A 24116-nucleotide genomic window follows, 5' to 3' on the forward strand; every position below is an offset into this window, starting at 1 on the left:
CTGTGGACGCGCCGGCATGGTCCGGCGGCAGGGGCCGGGCGTTCTATCATGCGCTCCATGACACCAGCCGACATCCACGCCCTTTTTGAAACCCAGCGGCAGGCCAGCCGCACCCAGGTCGAGGTGCCTTTGCTCGTGCGCCGCGAGCGCCTGCTGCGCATGCGCAAGCTGCTCGATGAAAATGGGCCCGTGCTGGCGGCGGCGGTGCAGGCCGATTTCGGCATGCGTTCGCCCCGGCTCACCGAGGTGGCGGATTTCTTCGTGCTGCGCACCCTGCTGTCGCATACCTTGAAGCACCTGGCGCGCTGGATGAAGCCGCAGAAGGTGCGCACACCCATCTACCTTCAGCCTGCCTCCGCGCACATACAGCGCCAGCCGCTCGGTGTGGTGGGCGTGATCGCTCCCTGGAACTACCCTGTGCAATTGGCGCTTGCGCCCGCCATCACGGCACTGGCTGCGGGCAACCGCGTGATGCTCAAGCCCAGCGAGCTCACGCCGCACACCTCGGCCCAGCTGGCGCTGCTGGTGGCGCAGTTCTTTGCCCCCGACGAATTCTGCGTGGTGCAGGGCGATGCCAATGTGGCGGCGCTGTTTGCCTCGTTGCCGTTTGACCACCTGGTGTTCACCGGTTCCACGCCCGTAGGGCGCAAGGTGGCCATCGCGGCCGCGCAGAACCTCACACCCACCACGCTGGAACTCGGTGGCAAGTCGCCCTGCATCATCGACGGCCACTGCGACATGCAGGACGCGGCGCTCAAGATCGCCCACGGCAAGCTGCTCAATGCCGGCCAGACCTGCATTGCGCCCGACTACCTGCTGGTGCCGCGCGGGCGAGAGACCGAGTTTGCCAACGCCTACCGGGCCGCCGTGGCGCGCCTGTTCCCCACCATCGAGGGCAATCCAGACTACGCCTCCATCATCACGCCGCGCCACCATGCGCGGCTGCGCACCATGCTGCAGCAGGCGCAGACGCAGGGGGCCGAGGTGCAGCCCATCGACCCCGCAGCGGGCAAGCCGGTGGTGAACACCGTGGGCACGCTGGGCGATGGCGCGAGCCGCCAGATGCTGCCCACGCTGGTGTTTGGCGTCACCTCCGACATGCAGATCATGCAGGAGGAGATCTTCGGGCCCGTGCTGCCCGTGATCTCGTACGAACGCCTGGACGATGCCGTGGCACACATCAATGCCGGCCCGCGGCCGCTGGCGCTGTACTGGTTCGGCCAGAGCGAGGCGGCGCGCGACGACGTGCTGCGCCGCACCGTGAGCGGTGGCGTGACGGTGAATGACACGCTCATGCACATCGCCCACGACAACCTGCCCTTTGGCGGGGTGGGCGACAGCGGCTGGGGTGCCTACCACGGCGAGCAGGGCTTCCTGCGCTTTTGCCACCAGAAGTCGGTGCTGGTGCAGTCGCGCTGGGCGATGGGCTCGATGTTCTACCCGCCTTACGGCGCGCGCTTCGACCAGGTCATGGGGCTTCTTCGCCGCTGGCTGTAGCGGCTTCGGTCGGCGGGGCCTCGGTGGGTGACGGCGTGCCGCTCACCAGTTGCACGATGGCATCGCGCAACTGCCCGGTGGACACCGGCTTGTGCAGCAGCAGGGCCGAGGTGGTCTGCGCGTCGCGCAGGCGCTGGGGCGAGGTGTCGCCGGTCATGATGATGGCCGGCACCGACACCCCCAGGTAGGCACGCAGGGCCTGCAGCACCTGCTTGCCGGTCTCTTCGTGGCGCAGGCGGAAGTCGGTGATGATCAGGTCGGGCGTGCTGTCCTCGATGTGTTCGAGCGCATCGGCACTGGATTCAGCCGTGGTGCAGTGGCAACCCCAGCTTTGCAGCAGGGCCTGCATGCCCAGGCGCACCGATTCGTCATCGTCGATGGCCAGCACGTGCAGCCCCGTGAGATCGAAGTGGTTGAAGGAGGGCGGGGCCTCGTCCTCCAGGGCGCCCTGCCAGGCGTCGAGCCAGAGCCGGAACACCGAGCCCCGGCCGGGGCGGGAGCTCAGCTCCACCGAGGTACCCATCTCGCGCGCCAGGCGTTTCACGATGGCCAGGCCCAGACCCAGGCCCTTGCGGCGGTCGCGCTCGGGGTTGCCCAACTGGTGGAACTCCTGGAAGATGTTTTCCCACTGGCTTTGCGGTATGCCCGCCCCGGTGTCCCAGACCTCCAGCGCGATGCGCCGGCCGCGGCGGCGGCAGGCAATGAGCACGCCGCCGCGCGCCGTGTAGCGCAGCGCATTGGAGATGAAGTTGTGCATCACCAGCATGACCAGCGAGCGGTCGGCATGGGCTGCGGTGGAGGTCTCGTGCGTGCGGTACACCAGCCCGCAATTGTCGGCCTGCACGCCGAACTCCTGCTCCAGCGCGGTCAGCAGGGGTTGCACGGCGAAGGCGGCGGGCCGCATCTTGACGACACCGGCCTCCAGCCGCGAATAGTCGAGCAAGGTGGTGAGCATCTCTACCGCCGCGCCCGAAGCCGCCTGCGCGTGGCCCAGCACGGTGAGCTGGTGCGGGCTCATGGGGCTGCGCTGCAGGGTTTCGAGGAACAGGCCCATCGCGTGCAGCGGCTGGCGCAGGTCGTGGCTGGCGGCGGCGAGAAAGCGCGATTTGTCGCGGTCGGCACGCTCGGCCTCTGCCTGCGCGGCCAGGGCACGGTGCGACTCTGCGCGCAATTCGGCCACCAGCCGCTCGTTTTCGAGCTTGAGGGCGATGCTGCGGCGCGTGGCGGTGTCGCCGGTGCTGGCCTGCAGGCCGGTCAGGGCGTAGTACACCAGCACCAGGAACAGGGCGGGCCACATGGCCGGGCCGCCGCTCATGGCCACGGCCACGAAGATGCCCCCGACCGCGCAGGTGAGGTAGGTGATGTAGGCGCGGTACAGCGGCGCCCCCAGGCCCAGCGCACCGGAGGAGACGGTGCTGACGATGCCGATGGCGTAGATCACGCTCTCCGGCGTGCCCCAGTACAGCACCACGTAGCCCAGGCTGCCCCAGCTCAGGCCCATGGCGGCCATGCAGGCCATGAGCTTGCGCGCCGAGTGCAGCACCGGATCGCGCTGCGGTGCCATGCCGCGCAGCGTGACGTACACCCCTATGACCACCAGCGCGTGCGAGACCAGCCAGATGCTGACCACCTGGGTGTCGGCCACGCGTGCCATCACCCACAGGGTGCCCAGGGCCGTGGCCAGGGATGCCAGCAAGGTCATGGGGAAGTTCTGGCGCAGCAGCGTGACCTGCTCGCGCAGGACTTCATCGCGCTCCCAGCGCCGGCGCGTCCAGGGCCAGCGCGGGATCAGCGGCAGGGCTTCAGACAATGTCATGGAGCGGCGGCATGGACAGGCCCAGGCGCTGCGCGGCCAGCAGCGCCGCGCTGCGGCTGTTGACGCCCAGTTGTGCAAAGATGGCCGCCACATGCACGCGCACGGTGTTCTCGCTCAGGCCCAGGTGGCGCGCGATGACCTTGTTGGGCTTGCCGGTGCACAGCAGCGACAGCACCTCAAGCTGGCGCGCGGTGAGGCTGGGCGCAGCGGACGTGCGGGTAGTGGAGGCATTGCCGCTGTTGGGGGGGAAACAGGGCGCGCCAGACAGGGACACGCTGATCGCCTCCAGGATGTCCTCGCCGCTGGCCGACTTGGGCAGGAAACCGTCGGCGCCGCGCGAGCGCGCCTCGTACACCGCATCCGGCGCAATGCTGGCCGAGACGAGCACGATACGGGCGCTGGGGTAGGACTGGCGCAGCAGGCGCAGCCCGTCGAGCCCGCTCATGCCCGGCAGCTGGATGTCCAGCAGCACCAGGTCCATCGGGGCAGGGGGCAGGGCACAGGCTTCGGCAATGGAGCCCGCTTCGGCAATGGATCCCACCAGGGGGTGGTCCTGCACGATCAGGCGCAAACCGGTGCGAAACAGGGTGTGGTCGTCAATAAGCAACAGGCTGGCAGGCATCCCGTGAGTATTGCGCACAACAACGCGCCAGGGAACTGTGCGAACTAGTCCATTTGTGCGATGGACGCCGGCCCCTGCGGTTTCTAGACTTTCCTCCATGCAGTGAACAGAATGTCGCATGGCGGCTGCGCACTGCGGCGGTTGGGTCGGACCAACCATCCATCAACCACCAGGGGAATACAACATGACTGCCAGCGCTCTTCAGAACCCACCGATTTCGTCGCCAGAGCACAAGCCTTCCGCCGGTGTGGGGGTGGGCGGCAACTGCATGGCCCAGATCGTGCACGACAACTGCCCGGACCTGCTGGCCTCGGCGGGCGTCATCGTCGAGCACCTGGATGCGCAGGCGGGCAACTGGCAGTTTTCCACCGACAACGGCCTGACCTGGCGCAGCGTGCGCACCGACCTCATCAACCGCCCTGGCTGCATGGGGCTGGCGCTGGACCGCGATGCCCGCCTGCGCGTGCTGCCCTTCAGCGGCCACCGGGTGAGCGGGGTGCGCATCGTGTTCCATACGGTGCAACGCAGCCATGGGCAGGGCAGTGGCAGCTACCGCGCCTATGCCCCGGATGAACGCGATGGCGGCTCGCGCAGCGTGACGCTGGTGGTGGGCCTGAACGCCATCAACGGCATGCCGCCGGAGGTGAAAGTGCCCCGCCCGCGCAACAAGCGCGCGCTGGCCCAATCGGCCCGCGAGCGCGCTGGGGACGGGCTCGGAGGCTCTCTGGCCATGGCCTGACGGCCCGCTTTGCTCCCCCGCCTGCGTGGGGCGCGCAGGGCCGGGTACCCTACTGGCGAGGGGTGAAAAACCGTTTGCGGCGACAATGCCGGTCCTTTTGTTTTTTCACCCCCCGTTTTCGTTCGGTTTTTTCATGTCCAGTATCCAGGTTCGTCCCGCTACGCTTCGCGATGCCAAAGCCATCGCCCAGATCCACACCGTCTCCGCCCAAGAGGCTTACAAAGGGCTGGTGCCAGACGAGCAATTGAAGTCCATGTCTTCCGTCGACAAGCGCCAGGCCTACTGGCGCGAAGCCATCGAATATTGCGAGCCCCAGGTGCAGGTGGCCATCGATGGCGAGAAGATCGTCGGCTTTGTCGGCTATGACCGCTCGCGCGATGAGAAATCCCGCCCCACCACGGGCGAAATCTGGGCCATCTACGCCGCCCCCACCCATTGGAACCAAGGCGTGGGCCTGGCCCTGTGGGATGCCGCGCGCGATGGCCTCCAGGAAGAAGGTTGCACCAATGTCACCGCCTGGGTGCCCCTGCGCAACGAGCGCGCCATCCGTTTCCACGAAATGGCGGGCTTCAAGCAGGAGCTCGCCACCGCCAAGACTGCCGTGATCGGTGGCGTCAAGATCGAAGAAGTGCGCCTGAAGCGCCCCATCAACTAAGGCCCCGATGATCGAGTGGAACCACCTGGGCCAGGCCCACAGTGCCCAGTGGCGCTCCGAAAGCAGCGCCCCGGCCCCACGCCGGGTGGTGACCGCCGATGACACCCTGTCTGCCGATACGGCCTACCGCCTCGCCTGCGAGGGCACGGGCCTGCTGTGGCAGGGCGATTTCCAGAACGCCCGCATGCTGCTGCAGGCGTTGATGCGCCGGGTGGACCGCAAGCCCCGAAAGGCAGTGGCCAAAGCCGCCGAGAAAGCGGCGACCGCGACCCCGGCCCAGGCATTTCACCTGCACCGCCAGGCGCAGGCCCAGCGCGCGCGGGTGCTGTCGTCGGTCCTGATTCCCTTGGGGCCGGACTACGGAATCGACCTGCGCCGCGCACCGGACTGGCGCCAGGCCTGCACCGAGGCCTGGGGCCCGGCCAGCGGCGAAAGCTCGGTGGCCACGCTGCGCGAGCTGCTGGGCCTGGTGGGTGCCTACGAATGGCGCAAGAAAGGCGTGGAAATCCCTGCCCTGGGCGATGGCCCGCACAACCGCATCCACCCCCACTACGGCGTTTTCTCGCCCGTGCGGGGGGAGTACGTGGACCTGGTGGCAAACACCTCCTTGCCGTCCACCGCCTTGGCGTTCGACATCGGTGCGGGCACGGGCGTGTTGTCGGCCGTGCTGGTGCGCCGCGGCGTGCAGCGCGTGGTGGCCACCGACCAGGACCCGCGCGCCATGGCCTGCGCGCTCGACAACCTGAAGCGCCTGGGTGTGCTCGACCGGGTGGAGCTGCTGCAGGCGGACCTGTTCCCTCCGGGGCGGGCGCCGCTGGTGGTGTGCAACCCCCCTTGGGTGCCAGCGCGCCCGAGCTCACCCATCGAGCATGCCGTGTACGACGAAGGCAGCCGCATGCTGCGCGGCTTTCTGGCGGGTCTGGCGGCCCACCTGGAGCCTGGCGGCGAGGGCTGGCTGATCCTGTCGGACCTGGCCGAGCACCTGGAACTGCGCCCGCGCGAGCAATTGCTGGCCTGGATCGCCGAGGGTGGCCTGCGCATCCTGGGTCGGCACGACGTGCAGCCCCGGCATGCCAAAGCCGTCGACGCCGGTGATGCCTTGCACGCCGCCCGCTCCGCCGAGGTGACTTCGCTCTGGCGGCTGGCGGCCATCGGCTGAACCCAGGCCCTGCGGCAACCGCCGATTACGCCGGGGACGGTGTGCCCGCAGGTTCCTGGGGCAGCAGCTGGTCCATGCGGTCGCGAATGGTCTGGGCGCGCTCGGGCCCTGCCATCTGCGCCACTTCATCCAGCAGAGCTTCGCCCACGTCGAGCATGCTGGAGCGGTCGCGCGCACCGCGCAGGGCCTCGTGGAACTGCCGGGCCAGGGCGGGGTCCCGACGCGCGAACATGCGCTCGCAGATGTCGAACAGGTACATGCGCGTGCCGGCCAGCGAGCGCAGGGCGTCGTTGGGCTTACCTGCCGATGTTGTGGTGGGGGGCTCGGGTGTTGCCACTGCAGCCACTGTAGCCGTGGGCAGCGGCGCTTCGGGCAGGGTGGCCGGGCCGGTGAGGTAGCCCTGGCGCATGAGGTTGTCCACGATCTGCGCGCCGATGCCGTTGTACATGGCCTGCAGGTCCGACAGGGATTTGCCGTCGGCCAGCAGCAGCAGCGACCGCTCGCGCAGGCTCAGCGTGCGGACACCGGGCGAGAGTTCCAGGCGGGCTTTGTCGGTTTTTTGGAGCAGCATGGTGAAGGCGCAAGGCAATGACCCACCATTGCAGCACCGGGGCATGACGCTGTGATGACCCGCCTGCCGCACAATCGCAGGTTGGCTGCGCCCACAGGGCGGGCTTTCTTTCTGTGATGTTTGCTGCGCGATGACCCTGCTGCTCGCCCCGATGGAGGGGCTTCTCGATTTTGTGCTGCGTGACGTGCTCACCCGGGTGGGCGGGGTGGACCGCTGCGTGTCGGAGTTCATCCGCATCACGGGCACGTTGCTGCCAGACAAGGTGTTCCTGCGCTACCTGCCCGAGCTGCGCAACGGCAGCCGCACGCTGGCCGGGGTGCCGGTGCGCGCCCAGTTGCTGGGCTCCGACCCGGTGAGCATGGCCGAGAATGCGGCACGCTTGGCGGCTCTCGGGCCCGAAGGGATCGATCTGAACTTCGGCTGCCCGGCCAAGGTGGTCAACCGCCACGGCGGCGGGGCGGCCCTGCTGCAAGAGCCCGAGCGCATTGCCGCGCTGGTGGCGGCGGTGCGGCGCGCCGTGCCGGCGCATCTGCCGGTCTCCGCCAAGATGCGTTTGGGCTTCAACGACAGCGGCCTGATGCGCGAGTGCGCACAGGCCATGGAGGCGGGCGGCGCCTGCGAGCTGGTAGTGCATGCCCGTACCAAGGCCGACGGCTACCGGCCCCCGGCCTACTGGGAGCAGATACCGGCCATTCGTGCGGCCGTGGCCTTGCCCGTGGTCGCCAATGGCGAGATCTGGACGGTGGCCGACGCGCTGCGCTGCCGCGAGGTATCGGGCTGCGATGCGCTGATGCTGGGGCGTGGCATGGTGGCCGACCCGGGGCTGGCGCGCGCCATCCGTGCCACGGATGCGGGGGAGCCGGGCTCGGACACCGTGCAATGGGCCGACCTGCTGCCGCACATCGCCGCATTCTGGCAAATGGTCTGCGAGGACCTGGAGCCGCGCCAGCGCGCGGGCCGCCTCAAGCAGTGGCTGAACCTGATGCGCCGCCGCTTTCCCGAGGGCGAGGCGGCGTACCAGCATGTGAGGACCATGACGGACCAGCGCGCCATCACGGCCTGGGTGGACGCGTTGCAGGACCGCGTCACGGCCTGAATCACAACAGGTGGTCCGGGGCGAGCGGGCCGAGCAGTTGCAGCAGCAGGCGCAGCGGCGCGCTGGCATCGGGCTCGGTAGTGCTGTCCTGCAGGCCGCTGCCCTGTGGCGCATGCCACAGCAACTGGCCGCCCGGCTGCTGCAGTTCCACGCGCCACGCCAGTTCGCCCAGGGCCGGTTCCAGCCGCGTGGTGATGCGCCGGGACAGCTCGGTGCTGCGGATCAGCAACGCGATCTCGGTGTTCTGCTTTTGCGAGCGCATATCGAGGTTCATGGAGCCGATGGCGACCAGGCGGCCATCCATCACCAGCAGTTTGGAGTGCAGCATGGCGCGCGAGCTGCCCACCGAGCCGGTGGGCGAAGAGCCGCTGCGGCCCGATGAGCCGCCCGGGCTGCCGAAGGCACTGCCCAGGCCGGTGAGCTCGCTGCGCATTTCGTAGAGCTCCACCCCCATGGCCAGCAACTCCGGCCGGTGTCGGGCATAGCCGGCATGGGCTATGGGGGCATCGTTGGACGCCAGCGAGTTGGTGAGCACCCGCACACGCACGCCACGTTGGCGGGCCTGGGCAAAGGCCTGCTTCATGTCGGGGCCGGGCACGAAGTAGGGCGAGACGATGAGCAATTCGCGCCGGGCCTGGCCCATCAAATGCAGCAGGCCGTCCACCACCGTGTCGCCCTCACCGGCATCGGCTGCGTCGGTGGACGGGAGGGCTGCAGTGCCGTTGGCGGCCACGCCCCCTGCAGGAGGGGCGATGCGCGCGGCCTGCCGGGCATTGGATCCGCTGGCAGGTGCTGCGTCGGGAGATGGAGGGGCGGCGACGCCTTCGGCCGGGATCTTGGCGGGTTGGTCAACCAGCACCACAGCCGGTGCCCAGACAAAGGACACGGCGCCCAGGTCCATGGGCTGGTAGTCCCAGATGCGGCTGCGCTGGGCGCCAACACCGCCAGGGTCGTCCTGGCCCGGGGCTGGCGCGCTGGCGGCAGGGGGCGGTGGCGTGGTGTCAAGGGCCACCTGGCGTTCCCGTTCGGCAACGTCGGCCGCCTCGTACTGGCTGCGCATGGTGTCCAGTTCCTCGCGCGTGACCAGGGACTGCACGGGGTAGGCGCGCTGGTTGTTCCAGTAGTGGTCGAAGCTGCGCGAGAGGTCCTGCACGATGGGCCCGGCGGCCAGCACATCCAGGTCCACGAAATTGCCCGCATCGGCCGTGCCGAAGTAGGCGTCGCCCAGGTTGCGCCCGCCGGTGACGCCCATGGCGTTGTCGGCGATGAAGAGCTTGTTGTGCATGCGCTGCTGGGCGCGCGAAAAATCGGCCACGGCGCTGAACATGCGCCCCAGCGTGGAGCCGCGCGCGCCGGTGAGCGGGTTGAACATGCGCATCTCGATGTTGGGCACGAAGGCCAGGCGCATGACCTGCGCATCGCGCCCGGCGCTGTGGAAGTCATCGAGCAGCACCCTGACCCTGACCCCGCGTTCGGCGGCCGACACCACGCCCTTGAGCAGGCGCTCGGTGCTGGCATCGGCGTGGATGGCGTAGTACTGCAGGTCCAGTGTCTTCTTTGCCGCTTCCACCAGTGCCAGGCGGCTGCTGTAGGCCGCCTGGGGCCCGCCCAGCAGTAGAAAGCCCGAAGGGGAACGACCTGCCGCCGCCTGGCGGTTGGCCTCCACCATTTGCCCCAGCGGGGTGCCGGCAGGGGAGGCGAGGGCGTTGGATTCGGGGCGATCCACGTCCTGGGGCAACCCAGCGCAACCGGTGATCACGGCCACCGCGAGTGTGGCGACCAGCCCCATCCAGCCATAGCGGGCGGTGGCGGCAAGGTCTTTGAGAGCGATGGGGGCTGGCATTGGAGGGGACTTTCTGGATACTACAGAAGGTATATCCCGCCGCCCCAGTCGCCGCTGTCGGACGGTGCGCCGAAACGTAACGCTGTGTGAACGGTGCCGCCGCCCGGTCGCTGCTTACCAGCTCACTTCGCGGTCCGGCGTTGCGCTGATTTTGTGGATGGAAAGGTCTGCGCCATCGAACTCATCTTCCTGCGACAGCCTGAGGCCCACGGTGGCCTTGAGGGCCCCGTACACCACCAGGCCGCCCAGGAGGGCCCAGACCACGCCCATGCTGGTGCCGATCAGCTGTGCGGTGAAGGCCACACCGCCGAGGCCCCCCAGGGCCTTGCTGCCGAAGATGCCCGCCGCCAGGCCGCCCCAGGTGCCGCACAGCCCGTGCAGGGGCCAGACGCCGAGCACGTCGTCGATCTTCCACTTGTTCTGGGTCAGCGTGAACAGCAGCACGAAGATGGTGCCGGCGATGGCGCCCGTGACCAGGGCGCCCAGCGGGTGCATCAGGTCGGAGCCTGCGCACACCGCCACCAGGCCGGCCAGCGGGCCGTTGTGCACGAAGCCCGGGTCGTTCTTGCCCAGCACCAGCGCGGCGAGCGTGCCGCCCACCATGGCCATCAGCGAGTTGACCGCCACCAGGCCCGAGAGCTTGTCCACGGTCTGTGCGCTCATCACGTTGAAGCCGAACCAGCCGACCACCAGAATCCAGGCCCCGAGGGCCAGGAAGGGGATGTTCGAGGGTGGGTGGGCCGAGATGGCGCCATCCTTGCGGTAGCGGTTGGCGCGCGAGCCGAGCAGCACCACGGCGGGCAGGGCGATCCAGCCGCCCACGGCGTGGACCACGACCGAGCCCGCGAAGTCATGGAACTCTTCGCCGGTCAACGACTTGATCCAGGCCTGCACGCCGAAGTGCTGGTTCCACGCGATGCCCTCGAAGAAGGGGTAGACGAAGCCGACGATGATGGCCGTGGCCATGAGCTGCGGCCAGAACTTGGCGCGTTCGGCAATACCGCCCGACACAATGGCCGGAATGGCCGCTGCGAAGGTGAGCAGAAAGAAGAACTTGACCAGCGAATAGCCGCTTTGCTGGACCAGGGTGTCTGCCCCCACGAAGAAATGCGTGCCGTAGGCCACGCTGTAGCCCACCACAAAGTACACCACGGTGGACACGGAGAAGTCCACCAGGATCTTGACCAGGGCATTCACCTGGTTCTTCTTGCGGACCGTGCCCAGCTCCAGAAAGGCGAACCCGGCATGCATGGCCAGCACCATGATTGCCCCGAGCAGAATGAACAAGGCGTCCGTGCCCTGTTTGAGTGCTTCCATACCATCTCCACGCGTTTGTTTGATCTGTTTTGGTGCGTTTCACTGCGGCATGCAATGAATGCACCAAAATTAAGCAAAAAATGCGCCAGGATGTTGCGTGCATCACCGGGGTGGTGCTGGGCTGTTTTGGTGCATAGGACCGGGTGTGGGCCGATCGGGTCGGCTGGTCAGAAGCTATCGCGCCCCTGAACCCGGGCCACGATGCGCAGGTCAGGTCCGATCCGGTCCACGGAGACATAGTCGAGTGCGGTGCCATCCGCCAGTGTTTGCAAAGGCGCTGTCTGGGCCATGCCCAGGCCTGGTCCAAGCAGCCGGGGGGCCAGGTAGAGCAGCATTTCATCCACCAGCCCTTCGCGCAGGAAGGACCCATTGAGCTTGTGGCCTGCCTCTACGTGCAACTCGTTGACGCTGCGCTGGCCCAGGTCCTTCAGCATGGCGCCGAGGTCTACCTTGCCCTGTGGGTTGGGAAGGCGAATCACCGTGGCCCCTCGGCCCTCCAGGGCCGCCTTTTTCGCGGCATCGTCGCTTGCGGTGTAGATGAGGCAGGTGCGGCCCGGCACGGAGAAAAGGCGCGCCTCCAGCGGGGTCTGCAACTGGCTGTCCACGATCACCAGGTGCGGCTGGCGCGGCGTGGCGACCTCGCGCACGTCCAGGCGCGGGTCGTCATCGAGCACCGTGCCGATGCCCGTGAGCACGGCGCAGGCGCGGGAGCGCCAGGCATGGCCATCGGCGCGGGCGGCGGGCGAGGTGATCCACTGGCTCTGCCCGTTGGCCAGCGCGGTGGTGCCATCCAGGGAGGCGGCGGTCTTGATGCGCACCCAGGGCGTGCCGCGCACCATGCGGCTGAAGAAACCGATATTGAGTTCGCGCGACTCCTTGGCGCCAGGGCCCACGACCACCTCCACGCCGGCAGCGCGCAGGCGCGCAAAGCCCTGGCCCGAGACCAGCGGGTTGGGGTCTGCCAGGGAGGCCACCACTTTGCCGATGCCGGCACCGATCAGCGCTTCGCAGCAGGGCCCTGTGCGGCCCTGGTGCGAGCAGGGCTCCAGCGTGACGTAGGCGGTAGCTCCCTGCACCTTGTTGCCCCGGGCTGCCGCATCGCGCAGCGCCATGACCTCGGCATGCGGGCCGCCGGCCTGCTGGGTGAACCCCTGGCCGAGCACCTGGCCGTCGGGCGTGGTGATCACGCAGCCCACGCGGGGGTTGGGGTTGGAAAGACAAAGCGCCTGAGTGGCTAGCTCAAGCGCTTTTGTGGTGTGTTGTTCCGAAGAAGTGGCCATGGTGGCGTGAATGCTAGCGCAACTACTGCCTTTGAGCAGTTGCTGCCCGGCTCACTTGTTCCAGCATTCCTCGACGGTAATGCTGGCCGGCGACTGTGACAGTATCCCCCGCGTGCCCGTGTTGGTCAGTGTTAAATCGCCGCATTTGTCGCCTGCCTGCGCCGTTCCCGCTTTGCGCGCCGCGATCACGGTGAAGGTGGCAGGCGTCGAGGGGCCTTGCGTTGGAGGATTGCCTGCGGCTAGCGTCCCATTGCCAACTGAAATATTATAGCGTTTGGCGGTGTCGCCGGTCCACATCAGGTTTGCGGGCAGCGCGGTGGGGTAGGCGCCTGTCGCCGTAGCGGAACGTTCCAGGTACTGCGCTGCCTGCAGCAAGCCGGCGCGCGCATCGGCACGGTGCCCGCGCCGGATGTACTCGTTGTAGCTGGGCAGCGCGATTGCCGTGAGAATTCCAACGATCGCCACCACCGTCATCAGTTCGATGAGGGTGAAGCCCCGTTGTCGCATGGATGTGTTGTGGTTCATCGTGTGCATCGTACAGTCCTTGGGTCCGATCAGCGGATCTGGCGCCAGCTCGGACGCATGGACTCCTCGGGTGGAGGTGCATTGTCCGTGAAGTTTCCTTTGCCGTCATAGTCCTTAATCTCCTTCTTCCCTCTGACGAGGCTATGCGGGCCCTTGGTCACAGGGACCCGTGAGACATCCTTGTCGGCCGCATCGTACTTCTTGTCGAGGTTCAAATCCACGATCTGAAAGGTGGGACGCTTTCCATCCATGATGTTGACGAAAGTGCGGTACTGGCGCTCGCCGTCCACGGAAGTCGACTCGCAGCTTTCGACATTCGGGTCCACATTGGAGCCCTTGGCGGGCACTTGCGACCAGACCGTCAGCAGGTTGGTGGCGTCGTAGAACTCCAGGGGTTTGAGCAGTCGCTCACCTACGGCAGGCAGGTCCATGTACCACCCGTTGTAATTGCCCCAGGTCTCCAGCTTCAGTTCATCGACGATATCGACCTTGGCATTCTCACCGCTGACATCGGTGAATTTCTGCTGCGCCAGCTTGGCCGTGGCAACGCCGGTGCCCAGTGCCGCAGGGGCGGGTACGCAGTCGGCGCCATTGGGGCAGCTTCCGCCGCCAGGATGCACTTCCAGGCGCTTGCTGGCCCCGGTGCCGGCATAGCGGTAACGGGTGTTGTCCAGCACAGAGTACAGCGACTGCACATCCACATTGGACGGGTCGGCGGCATCCACATTGCGGCCGGTGCCAAAGGCCACCATCATGCCGCCCACGCGCGAGGTTGTCGCCGTGGGGCCACTGCCCGTTTGCTTCTTGCGGTCATTGGCGCGCACGGTCGGGGCCGTGGAAATCGGCTGGATCTTGGTGCGCGACGCATTGTTCAATGCGGCGGGTCCCTGGGCCGTGAACAGGGGGCTGCCACCGAAGGCCACCTTCCAATTGCCAGGGGTGGCGCTGGTCAGGTCGAACTTCCACATGTTGCCCAGGTTGTCCCCGGCATAGGCCACATCAATGCGGCCGTCGCCATCCAGGTCCACCACGCGTGGGGCACCCAGGCCATTGTCCTTGGCATTGCCCGTGCCCGCTGCCTGGGTGGTGGTAGGCAGGCGCACCAGCTCACGCAGGCCATCGAGGTACTGGATCAGCAGCACGGGGCGCTGGTTGGTGCTGTTGTAACCATTGCCCAACACCACCGCCCAGCGGTTGTTGTTCATGCGCGTGATCTGCGTGGTGCGTGCTGTGTCGGTGGTGTCGCGCACGGGCCGGGAGGTGATGTGGCCAATGTCCTTGTCTTCCTCCACGACCTTGTCGCACATTGTCTTTTCAGCCCCGGTCATGGCGCCGCAAATGGGGGCGGCCTCGGTGGAGCCGCGTGTGCGGTCGAGTTTGACCAGTGTCTGGGCATTGCCTTCGGCAAAGCCGGGTATCCCGGACGGCGAGGCCGTGGCCGTGGGGTTGGTCACATCCAGCACAAAGTAACCTTTGCCGCCCAGGCCCAGAGTACCTACCAGGTAGGTGCGCCAGTCGGGAACAAAGGCCGCATAGTTGGGGTCGGTGGGGTCTTGTATGCCTCCGTTGGCGTCGATATCACCGGTCATTGGCGAGCCATCGACAAAATAGCGGTGCTTGTTGTTGTATTGCGGGTCGGTCAACAGCGTCAGGGTGGGTATCACGCCCTGGGGCACGTAGGCCAATTTCTCCTGGCCATCGGCCGTCGAAAAGCCGTGCAGCATGCCGTCGTTGCCGCCCACATAGATCATGGGTTGGCGCGACTTCTCATTGCGCACGAAGTTCGCATAGCCCTTGAGCAGCGAGTCCCCTGCAGGCGGCCCGACATACCACACGTCGGAGTTGATGATGTCGCCCTGGCGGCTCTGGCGTTCGCGGTACGGCTTGGCCGTTGTGTAGCCGGTGTCGTCGGAGCCTTCCTTGCTGCGCTCGCCGCGGATGTACTCCAGCCGTTCCTGGCCTTTGGTGGCCCCCTGGTCGGTTCCGCCAACGTTCTTCTGCAGCCAGACCTTCTGTGCCGTGCTGAGGTTGGCTTCGTCCGATGCCCACTTGAAGGGCACGCCGCCCCGGTACTTGCTGGTGTCCCACTTGTCGCTCCAGCTCAGGATCAGGCGGGTGCTGATGGTCGCCAGTGCATCGAGCTTGTCTGCCGTGTTCTTGCCGTTCCAGCCGGAGTCGCTGACGCTGGTGCCATCGGGCTTCAACCGCTCGGCGGTCACGAAGCCCTTCCAGTCGTTGGTGGGTTCATAGGCTGCGGTGTACCTGCCCACTTCGCTGCGGGAGATGTTGGAGCCGCTGGTAGCGCTGGCGCTCAAGTCGGGGTCGGTGGCAGTATTGATCTGGCCGAAGATTTCGCGGAAGGCCTTTTCCAGGTCCTCGCCCTTGGTCACGGCATAGAAGCGGCCCCGTCCATTCAACGCCGCATGCCACAGGTCCAGCGAGCGCTTGTTCTCGTTGTCCATGGTGGGCCAGGTCTTGGTGCCCGTAACGAAATCGCGAAAGCTGCCGTCATATCCGAACGGTGTCTGCTCCGTGGGGCCAAAGATGGTGGGGGCACCTGGCCAGGTGGTGGATACAGTGCTGAAGCCAATGGTGTAAGTCACCATGTGCGTCCAAGTGGCCGGGTTGTAGCGCGGGTTCCAGTAACGCTCCAGGATGGCGTCCTTGTTGGCCGTGTCTTTGCCGAAATTCTCGGTGGCCGGGGCCTTGCGGTAATCCGCCGCAGGCTGCATGGTACCCGTCAGGCCCGAAGTCTGCATGGGGTTGGCCCAGCTGTAGAAGGCCCAGTCGGCCAGTGTGTTGTTGACTGTGTCGCGATAGAGCGCAGTCTTGGCGCGTTCCGTGGCATTGCTTCCACCATACACATTGCTGTCGGGCAGTGTCAGGTTGGTTGCGTTGTCGCGTTTGCTGGTGTCTGGAACGTCGTAGGCCGTGCCATTCCAGCGGCCGTCCGTCATCATGATGTGGTACGAGCGGCGGCACGCCAGATAGGGGTTTCCCGTCGTACCGGGGTCGGACGCCCAGGCGCTGCTGGTACCCAGCGGCTGGCGCATGTATTCGTCAGCCTGCTTGAACATCAGATGGGAGGGAGTGCCGTTGCTCGCCTTCAGGTTGCTGATGAAGCTGATGAAGTTGTTGCGGTGGGCTGTGTTCAGCCGGCGCATGGAGTTGGTCTTCATGGTCGAGCTGTTGACGTTGAGCGCGTCGGTCGAGCCACCGTTGTTCCACATCGCCTGCCACGACAGCCGGATCTTCTTGTCGGGCAGCAGCGTGGTGTCGCGGAAGATGCCGCCCGTTCCGCCGCTGCCGACCATGGTGTACTTCAGCACGTTGATGCGCTTGGAGCTGGCAGGCCAGGTGCCATCGACATTCGGCGTGGTCTGGTTGTTGCTGGTGCTCGCTTCGCTGTCGAGGCGGTATTCCATACTCCCCGAGTCATCAATCGAGATGATGACGTTGGGGGAGACATAGGGCTCTACCGTGCCTGGCGGCGACTGTGCCAGGTCCAGGGCCCAGGCGCCGTGCGGCGCCAGTGCGGCGCTGGCCGCCAGGGCGATGAGGTGCTTGCGAAAACGGGGGGCAGCGGTGCGGTGCATGGCGCGCTCCTTGGTGAGGTTGGGTGGTGAAGAATTGCGCAAGGACCTGTCAGTCGATGGTCCAAGCCGTTCTGTGGTGTTGGGGTTGTGGCGCCGCAGCTTCAGTTCTTGCGGGGTTGCCGGACATAGGTCTGCTGGAGCACGGCCATCGTGTTGGGCTTGCGCCCGTAAGCCAGGGCCGTGATGCGATACGCCACGTTGGGTGTGAGGTTCAGGGCCAGTATGTTGGGCATGCCGGGGTCTATGATCACGCCGGGGCCGCCCTTGCTGTCGTCATACTTCAGCAATTCAATCCAGTACCACCCACCCTGGTTGTTGGGTGTGGCGGCATCCCACTGCAAAATGGGGTTGGCTTGGGCCGTTACACTGCCTTTGGCAGCACCCGTGTATTGGCCATAGCGCGCGCCAACCGTGGGCTGGGTCATGTCTTCGAGTTTGACCTCTCCAGGTTTCAAATCGGAGGGTGTAGGAGAATTAGTCGTGTAGTTCCAAAAATCCTGCCGCCCTGTTCGCTTGGTGCACAGGCCAGCGCGGCATTTTGTGGTCTGGTTGTCGAGGTTGGCCAGCAGAGGGGTGACCTCTGCGGGATCCGCCGGGATCTTGTCGGCGGCGCCAATCAGGTCGCGGCATGTGGCGGCGGTGATGCAGGGGGTGCCGTCCGGAAGCTCGCGCCGGATATCGAGTTCAGCGTCCTGCAGCAAGGCCTGTGCGGCCTCGAAGGCGCGCTGGTAGTCGGCGTCGTTGCCCACCACCATTTCGTTGAACAGCGAAGTGCGGGACGCCCAGAGGGCCAGCAGCATCGATAGCATGACGAACACGATGACGACAAACAACGCCACGCCTCGCTGCCGTGGGTGCAGTGGCCGGTGATGGGATAAGGTGAGCCTTGGCATGGGGACTTTTTTCTCGTCAAGGGTTACATGGCCGCGCTCAGCCCCTGGCTGCGCATCTGGAAGACGTTGCGGAACACGGCGTGCATGCGGCGCGCGCGCGCCCCGGTCAGGGTGCTCATGTCCACGGCGGTGCCGCTGCAATCGGTGTAATTGCTGCCGGCGGGCAGATTGATGGTTTCCACGCCATAGAGCACAAGGCACACCTCGACTGCCTGCACCCGGCCCCAGTTGCTGCCTACCCCTGTTGCGTCGACGGGCGTTACCTTTGGAATGCCGGGTGTGGACACGGTGTCCTGCAGCAGGTAGCGCACCTGGAACTCGGCTACGTTTTGCGCAATAGACTGCGCTGCCGCACTGTTGCCGCTGCACTGCAAATCGCTACCAGTGAGTTGGAAGGTGCTCTCCAGGCGCTGGTCTGCGTTGGCGCTGTCAGGGCCTCCGACGCAATTGCGCGCCAACGTTTGTTCGGCCGCGCTGCTGAACACGGGCTCTGAAAAGCGGCGGTAACCCAGCGTGACAGTGGCAGGTGAGTTGGTGCCGGAAATGGTATCGGTGGTGGGGTCGAACCCTTTGACGCTACCTGAAGCAAGGACGATAGACTCGAAGCCTACAGGTGCGAAGTAGAGGTCTTGCGCAACGGCGGATTTGGGGTTCATATTCAGGCGTATAGAGCCTGCCTGGCGCAGTTGCAGTCCAATGACGCGCATGGCGTAGGCCGCCTGCTGCTGGATGCCGCTGGTGTCGGACACCGTTCCTGAGACGCTGCGCGAGACCATGAGCGCACCCATTGCGACGGCAATGGTCAGCAAGCCGATGGTGATGCCCACCATCAATTCGATCAACGTGAATCCGCGCTGGGTGCGGGAAGGCGTCAGCAGGGCCTTGTGCCGATGACGGCCAGGACCGCGATGTACGGGGCCAGCGGGAATGGGGGTCTTTCTTGTAAGCATGTCAAACCCCTGGGCAGTAATACGTGGGGGAGTTGGCGCCAGGGGCGTAGGGTGCGCACCGTGCGGCGACGGGGATGTACTGGAGATGGCAGGTAAACGTGGCAGGGCAGGCAAAACCAGCGCCATCGCTCAAGGTGCCGCTGGCGGTGGCGGCCCGAACTTTGGTGGCGTCAATCTCGTCTTTGTAGATCTTCTTCACGTCAGCATCAGTGATGTCGCGCTCGTTCTCGCGCCAGGCAACCATCACCCCCAACTGGCGCCCTTGCCCGGCTGGCACGGCAGCTTCGGCTGGCGGCACAAAGATTCTGGCCTGGCCGAGGGGAAGATTGTCCCGGATGGCCTTTTTCCAGACGGCCAGGTCATAGGTGGCCAATTGCGTGTGGTCGCAGCCGGTGGCGCAACTACCTACCGTCGGGGTGTCGGCGAACGCGGTGACATAGGTGCCGACGTCTGCCATTGCATTCGGGTTGATCTTCATGCGCTCGCCCAGGTCTTCGATCAGGCGAATGGCCTGCGCCCGGCGCAAGGTGGTCGATGTATCGGTGAGCGTGCGCATCTGGATACCCAGGATCCCAAGGATTCCCAAAGACATGACGACGATGGCGACCAGAGATTCGATCAGGCTGATGCCGCGCTGGGACTTTGTTTGTTGAATGTTTGCGGGGCGCATGGAAAATCCTCTGTGGCCGGGCCTCATGGAATCAGAAAGGGGGTGGATTCTCAGCATGTTTCGGAGCCTTTCTTGCGCACGATGCGGCCTCCCATGCCTACACACACGCGGGCCGCGCTGCTATCGGTCATGTCTTTGCCCGCAGGCATGATTTCGAAAAACATATTGGTTGGCGCAGTAGAGCCTCCGCCCGTGTGCGAAGCCATCCCCCAGCGGTCAATCGTTATCGCGCCGTTGGTAGTGCCCGCCACGCCGATGTCTACCTTGGTGGGTGCAGGCACAATCTGCAGATCGCATTCGTTAGGGGTTTTGGAGGCATCACAGACTTGGGCGCCCTCGCCACTGACGTCAAAAAAGACATGCCAGCCCGCCCCCCAACCGGGGTTGGAATTGGGTTGGATAATGACTTGCCCTCCTCGTTTGATGGCCTCGGAGCGCGCAAAATAGAACGTGGATATCACGCTCTCGGCCGCATCGCGAACCCGCCAGCGCTCGATCAGGGGCCTGAAGCTGGGGCCTGCCAGAGCGGCCAAGATCGCCACAATGGCCACGACGACCATGAGTTCGATGGCCGTGAATCCGGCATTTGAACGTGCGGCTCCACCGGGTGTGTGGATTTTAGGCCAGCGATAAAGGCTCGGTGCTTTCATGATTTTCATATTAGGTGACCGGATGTGACATGACCATTGCGTACTGACCAGTGGCATGGAAGCCGGGACAAGCGGCCGGATGCCGTGTCCTGAAAGGCACGGGCGCTGCCTCCGGGATTGTCGAGCGGCCCAGCGCATACGCCTGGTGTTTCGCGCTTTCTGTTGCACTTGCGGGTATTTTGTCGCTTGCTTTTGTGCGGTCCGTCGGGTGCGGATGCGTTGTACCCCTGCGGTGGAGTCCATTCTGGGCGCACCCATGGGGGTTCGGCAAGTCCAAAAAGACCCATTTGCCGGGGTGCAGGCTATAATCCGAGGGTTTTGCATGGTGCAAGACGCACGCCACCGGCCTTTCCAGCGGGTGGCGCAAGTAAAAACCGGGGTCTTCGGCTGTCTGCCTGGGGCCTCAATCCAAGGAAAAGTAATGATCGCATCCTCCATCAAGGCCGAAGTCGTCAAGGCCAACGCCCGTGCTGCCAACGATACTGGTAGCCCAGAAGTGCAAGTGGCCCTGCTGACGGCCCGCATCAACGAACTGACTCCTCACTTCAAGACGCATGCCAAGGACCACCACGGTCGCCGCGGCCTGCTGCGCATGGTGAGCCGTCGTCGCAAGCTGCTGGACTACCTCAAGGCCAAGGACGCTGACCGCTACACCGCCCTGATCGCCAAGTTGGGTCTGCGCAAGTAATCCCCATTGCATGCCAAAACGCCTGGGTTAGTCCGCTAGCTCAGGCGTTTTTTACTTCGGAGCCGCAAAACAGAGCGAAGCTGTGTCATTCCAACGGGCCTGCCGCCGCCGTGCGCAGGGGCAGGTCCGCTGGAATGGCATCGTGTTCTGAATTGCCCTCCACGCCATGCTGGCACTGTGCTGCCAGCTACAACAAAAGGAGCTGAACATGAGCATTTTCAACAAAGTCACCAAGACCTTCCAATGGGGTGACAAGACCGTCATCATGGAAACGGGCGAAATCGCCCGCCAGGCCTCCGGCGCCGTGCTGGTGAACATCGACGACACCGTGGTGCTGGCCACCGTGGTGGCCTCCAAGTCGGCCAAGCCCGGCCAGGACTTCTTTCCCCTGACGGTGGACTACATCGAGAAGACCTACGCCGCTGGCAAGATCCCCGGCAGCTTCTTCAAGCGCGAAGCCAAGCCCAGTGAGCACGAAACGCTGACCAGCCGCCTGATCGACCGCCCGATCCGCCCGCTGTTCCCCGAAGGCTTCTTCAACGAAGTGCACGTGGTGATCCACACCGTGTCGCTGAACCCTGAAGTCGACGCCGACATCGCCGCCCTGATTGCCACCAGCGCCGCCTTGGCCATCTCCGGCATCCCGTTCACCGGCCCCATCGGCGCCGCTCGCGTGGGCTACATCAATGGCGAATACGTGCTGAACCCCGGCCAGACCGCGCGCAAGGGCTCGCAGATGGACCTCGTGGTCGCCGGTACCGAAGCCGCTGTGCTAATGGTGGAATCCGAAGCCCAGCAGCTGTCTGAAGAAATCATGCTCGGTGCCGTGGTGTTCGGCCACCAGCAGGGCAATATCGCCATCAACGCCATCCACGACCTGGTGCGTGATGCAGGCAAGCCCGCATGGACGTGGCAAGCCCCCGCCAAGGACGAGGCCCTGATCGCCAAGGTCGGTGCCCTGGCCGACGAGAAGCTCGCCGCCGCCTACCAGATCCGCAACAAGCAAAGCCGCACGCAAGCCTGCCGCGAAGCCTACGCTGCCGTGATGGCTGGCCTCAAGGCCGAAGGCGTGGAATTCGACGCCGTCAAGGTCGAAGGCATGCTGTTCGACATCGAAGCGCGCCTGGTGCGCAGCCAGATCCTGGCCGGCGAGCCCCGCATCGACGGCCGCGACACGCGCACCGTGCGCCCCATCGAGATCCGCAACAGCGTGCTGCCCCGTGCCCACGGCTCGGCCCTGTTCACGCGTGGCGAAACCCAGGCGCTGGTCGTGACCACGCTGGGTACCGAGCGCGATGCCCAGCGCATCGACGCCCTGGCTGGCGAGTACGAAGACCGCTTCATGATGCACTACAACATGCCTCCCTTCGCCACCGGCGAAGTGGGCCGCATGGGGTCCACCAAGCGCCGCGAAATCGGCCACGGCCGCTTGGCCAAGCGTGCTCTGATGGCCGTGCTGCCCACCAAGGAAGAATTCCCCTACACCATGCGCGTGGTGTCGGAAATCACCGAATCCAATGGCTCTTCGTCCATGGCCTCGGTCTGCGGCGGCTGCCTGTCGATGATGGACGCAGGCGTGCCCATGAAGGCGCACGTGGCCGGTATCGCCATGGGTCTGATCAAGGATGCCAATCGCTTTGCCGTGCTGACCGACATCCTGGGCGATGAAGATCACCTGGGTGACATGGACTTCAAGGTCGCTGGTACCACCGCTGGCATCACTGCGCTGCAGATGGACATCAAGATCCAGGGCATCACCAAGGAAATCATGCAGGTCGCCCTGGCCCAGGCCAAGGAAGCGCGCATCCACATCCTGGGCAAGATGCAGGAAGCCATGGGCGAAGCCAAGACCGAAGTGTCCAACTTCGCGCCCAAGCTCTACACGATGAAGATCAACCCCGAGAAGATCCGTGACGTGATCGGCAAGGGCGGCTCCGTGATCCGTGCGCTGACCGAAGAGACCGGCTGCCAGATCAACATCGAGGAAGATGGCACCATCACCATCGCCGCCACTGACAACGCCAAGGCCGATGAAGCCAAGCGCCGCATCGAGCAGATCACGGCCGAAGTCGAAATCGGCAAGATCTACGAAGGCCCTGTGACCAAGATCCTGGACTTCGGCGCCCTGATCAACCTGCTGCCCGGTAAGGATGGCCTGCTGCACATCAGCCAGATCGCGCACGAGCGCGTCGAGCGCGTCGGCGACTACCTGACCGAAGGCCAGATCGTCAAGGTCAAGGTCATGGAAACCGACGAAAAGGGCCGCGTCAAGCTGTCCATGAAGGCGTTGGCCGACCGCCCTGCGGGTGGTGGTTTCAGCGACCGCCCGGCTCCCCAGGAGCGTGGTGACCGCGAACCCCGCCGCGACCAGGGCCGTGATCGCCAGCCAGCCGACCAGCAGCAGCAACAACAGCAGTCGCTGCCATCGGATGGCGCTTCCGACCAGGTGAACGGCTGATCCATCGCCTTGGCTGCCGCCATCGGGTGGGCCGCTTGCAGCGGCCTCCCGCAGGCGGTGGTCGGGACTGGTGATTTCCATGCCATCAACCACGGACCTTCCTATGCAAGCGGTGGAGATTTCCTCGTTCGGTGCGCCTGAGGTCTTGCGCCTCGGTGAGCGCCCCGTGCCTGTGCCGGGTGCGGGCGAGCTGCTGATCCGCGTGGGCGCCAGCGGCATCAACCGCCCCGACGTGCTGCAGCGCATGGGCCACTACGCGCCCCCGCCTGGCACCTCCGACCTTCCCGGTCTCGAGGTGGCGGGTGTGGTGGAGGCGGGTGACGCCGATGCGCTGGCTCGGTCGGGCCTGGCCATTGGCGACCGTGTCTGCGCGCTCGTGGCGGGTGGTGGCTACGCGCAATGGTGCGTGGCGCCGGCCGAGCAGTGCCTGCCGGTGCCTGCTGGGTTCAGTGATATCGAGGCTGCCTCGCTGCCTGAGACCTTCTTCACGGTGTGGAGCAACGTGTTCGACCGTGGCCGCCTGCAGGCGGGTGAAAGCCTGCTGGTGCAGGGCGGCACCAGCGGCATCGGCGTCACCGCCATTCAGCTGGCGCGTGCCTTCGGTGCCACGGTGATCGCCACGGCGGGCAGCGACGACAAGTGCCAGGCCTGCCTGGACCTGGGCGCGCACCATGCCATCAACTACAAGTCGCAGGACTTTGTGGTGGAGGCCAAGCGCATTACCGACGGCAAGGGTGTCGACGTGGTGCTGGACATGGTCGCGGGCAGCTATGTCGCGCGCGAGGTCGAGTGCCTGGCCGAAGATGGTCGCATCGTCATCATCGCCGTGCAGGGCGGGGTCAAGAGCGAGATCAACGCCGGCCTGGTGCTGCGCCGCAGGCTCACCATCACCGGCTCCACCCTGCGCCCGCGCTCGGTAGCCTTCAAGGGTGCCATCGCAAGCGCACTGCGCGAGCGGGTGTGGCCCTTGCTGGCCGCCGGTACGGTGCGCCCTGTCATCCACAGCACCTTTGCGGCGGCCGATGCGGCCCAGGCGCATGCCCTGATGGAATCCAACCAGCACATTGGCAAGATTGTTTTGACGTGGTGAA

The 24116-nt window shown here is 65.6% G+C and carries 20 protein-coding genes; 8 read left to right on the top strand and 12 right to left on the bottom strand.

Annotated elements, in window-relative coordinates; genetic code table 11:
* The first annotated feature begins 57 nt into the window (after positions 1 to 57).
* Positions 58 to 1497, top strand: coding sequence for a coniferyl aldehyde dehydrogenase (locus ASE31_RS13730; RefSeq protein ID WP_057202162.1), 1440 nt, complete (start codon positions 58 to 60; stop codon positions 1495 to 1497).
* On the opposite strand, the gene ASE31_RS13735 is transcribed toward ASE31_RS13730, so the two are convergent.
* Together ASE31_RS13735 and ASE31_RS13740 are read right to left on the bottom strand one after the other, a co-directional pair.
* Positions 1469 to 3313, bottom strand: a complete 1845-nt coding sequence (locus tag ASE31_RS13735) for a hybrid sensor histidine kinase/response regulator (RefSeq protein ID WP_057202163.1) — start codon at positions 3311 to 3313, stop codon at positions 1469 to 1471. The two genes, ASE31_RS13730 and ASE31_RS13735, sit on opposite strands and share 29 nt — an antisense overlap.
* On the bottom strand, positions 3300 to 3935 hold the full coding sequence (locus ASE31_RS13740) for a response regulator transcription factor (RefSeq protein ID WP_057202164.1): 636 nt from the start codon (positions 3933 to 3935) through the stop codon (positions 3300 to 3302). Before ASE31_RS13740 ends, ASE31_RS13735 begins: the two co-directional genes overlap by 14 nt.
* 184 nt (positions 3936 to 4119) lie before the next feature.
* Between ASE31_RS13740 and ASE31_RS13745 the strand changes: the two genes are divergently transcribed.
* The 3 genes from ASE31_RS13745 (at position 4120) to ASE31_RS13755 (ending at position 6488) form a co-directional block, all read left to right on the top strand.
* Complete coding sequence (locus ASE31_RS13745) at positions 4120 to 4674, top strand: hypothetical protein (RefSeq protein ID WP_057202165.1); 555 nt, start codon at positions 4120 to 4122, stop codon at positions 4672 to 4674.
* Positions 4675 to 4807: 133 nt separating this feature from the next.
* Complete coding sequence (locus ASE31_RS13750; RefSeq protein ID WP_057202563.1) at positions 4808 to 5329, top strand: GNAT family N-acetyltransferase; 522 nt, start codon at positions 4808 to 4810, stop codon at positions 5327 to 5329.
* A gap of 7 nt (positions 5330 to 5336) precedes the next feature.
* Positions 5337 to 6488, top strand: a complete 1152-nt coding sequence (locus ASE31_RS13755; protein WP_057202166.1) for a class I SAM-dependent methyltransferase — start codon at positions 5337 to 5339, stop codon at positions 6486 to 6488.
* 25 nt (positions 6489 to 6513) lie between these two features.
* Here the strand turns inward: ASE31_RS13755 and ASE31_RS13760 are convergent, their stop codons facing one another.
* The gene (locus ASE31_RS13760) at positions 6514 to 7059 is read right to left on the bottom strand and encodes a hypothetical protein (protein WP_057202167.1); all 546 of its coding nucleotides are present in this window, start codon (positions 7057 to 7059) and stop codon (positions 6514 to 6516) included.
* 130 nt (positions 7060 to 7189) lie between these two features.
* Between ASE31_RS13760 and ASE31_RS13765 the strand changes: the two genes are divergently transcribed.
* The gene (locus ASE31_RS13765) at positions 7190 to 8155 is read left to right on the top strand and encodes a tRNA-dihydrouridine synthase (protein WP_057202168.1); all 966 of its coding nucleotides are present in this window, start codon (positions 7190 to 7192) and stop codon (positions 8153 to 8155) included.
* A gap of 1 nt (position 8156) precedes the next feature.
* Here ASE31_RS13765 and ASE31_RS13770 read toward each other — a convergent pair whose 3' ends face one another.
* The 9 genes from ASE31_RS13770 to ASE31_RS13810 form a co-directional block, all read right to left on the bottom strand.
* Positions 8157 to 9998, bottom strand: a complete 1842-nt coding sequence (locus tag ASE31_RS13770; RefSeq protein ID WP_082604140.1) for a phospholipase D family protein — start codon at positions 9996 to 9998, stop codon at positions 8157 to 8159.
* 114 nt (positions 9999 to 10112) lie between these two features.
* Positions 10113 to 11315, bottom strand: a complete 1203-nt coding sequence (locus ASE31_RS13775; RefSeq protein ID WP_057202169.1) for an ammonium transporter — start codon at positions 11313 to 11315, stop codon at positions 10113 to 10115.
* Between the two features lie 167 nt (positions 11316 to 11482).
* Entirely contained in the window at positions 11483 to 12595 is a 1113-nt protein-coding gene (ribD, locus tag ASE31_RS13780) for a bifunctional diaminohydroxyphosphoribosylaminopyrimidine deaminase/5-amino-6-(5-phosphoribosylamino)uracil reductase RibD (protein WP_057202170.1), read from the bottom strand.
* A gap of 51 nt (positions 12596 to 12646) precedes the next feature.
* Positions 12647 to 13120, bottom strand: a complete 474-nt coding sequence (locus ASE31_RS13785; protein ID WP_057202565.1) for a type IV pilin protein — start codon at positions 13118 to 13120, stop codon at positions 12647 to 12649.
* Between the two features lie 29 nt (positions 13121 to 13149).
* Entirely contained in the window at positions 13150 to 16716 is a 3567-nt protein-coding gene (locus ASE31_RS13790; protein WP_057202171.1) for a pilus assembly protein, read from the bottom strand.
* A 101-nt stretch (positions 16717 to 16817) separates the two neighbouring features.
* Positions 16818 to 17609, bottom strand: a complete 792-nt coding sequence (locus ASE31_RS13795) for a PilX N-terminal domain-containing pilus assembly protein (RefSeq protein WP_057202172.1) — start codon at positions 17607 to 17609, stop codon at positions 16818 to 16820.
* A 23-nt stretch (positions 17610 to 17632) separates the two neighbouring features.
* Entirely contained in the window at positions 17633 to 18559 is a 927-nt protein-coding gene (locus tag ASE31_RS13800; protein WP_082604141.1) for a PilW family protein, read from the bottom strand.
* Between the two features lies 1 nt (position 18560).
* A complete protein-coding gene (gene pilV, locus ASE31_RS13805; protein ID WP_057202173.1) occupies positions 18561 to 19229 on the bottom strand; it encodes a type IV pilus modification protein PilV in 669 nt (222 codons plus the stop codon).
* A 50-nt stretch (positions 19230 to 19279) separates the two neighbouring features.
* Positions 19280 to 19888 (bottom strand): GspH/FimT family protein, encoded by a 609-nt coding sequence (locus ASE31_RS13810; protein WP_255357677.1) that lies wholly within the window; start codon positions 19886 to 19888, stop codon positions 19280 to 19282.
* Positions 19889 to 20300: 412 nt separating this feature from the next.
* Here ASE31_RS13810 and rpsO point away from each other — a divergent pair, with 412 nt between their 5' ends.
* The 3 genes from rpsO to ASE31_RS13825 all read left to right on the top strand — a co-directional run bounded on the left by rpsO (position 20301) and on the right by ASE31_RS13825 (position 24115).
* Positions 20301 to 20567: a 30S ribosomal protein S15 gene (rpsO, locus tag ASE31_RS13815; RefSeq protein ID WP_005793232.1), complete on the top strand. Its 267-nt coding sequence runs from the start codon at positions 20301 to 20303 to the stop codon at positions 20565 to 20567.
* 208 nt (positions 20568 to 20775) lie between these two features.
* Positions 20776 to 23025, top strand: a complete 2250-nt coding sequence (gene pnp, locus ASE31_RS13820; RefSeq protein WP_057202567.1) for a polyribonucleotide nucleotidyltransferase — start codon at positions 20776 to 20778, stop codon at positions 23023 to 23025.
* A 103-nt stretch (positions 23026 to 23128) separates the two neighbouring features.
* A complete protein-coding gene (locus tag ASE31_RS13825; RefSeq protein ID WP_057202175.1) occupies positions 23129 to 24115 on the top strand; it encodes an NAD(P)H-quinone oxidoreductase in 987 nt (328 codons plus the stop codon).
* The last annotated feature ends 1 nt before the right edge of the window (position 24116 follow it).

This window comes from Acidovorax sp. Root217, assembly GCF_001428645.1.
Lineage (GTDB): Bacteria > Pseudomonadota > Gammaproteobacteria > Burkholderiales > Burkholderiaceae_C > Acidovorax.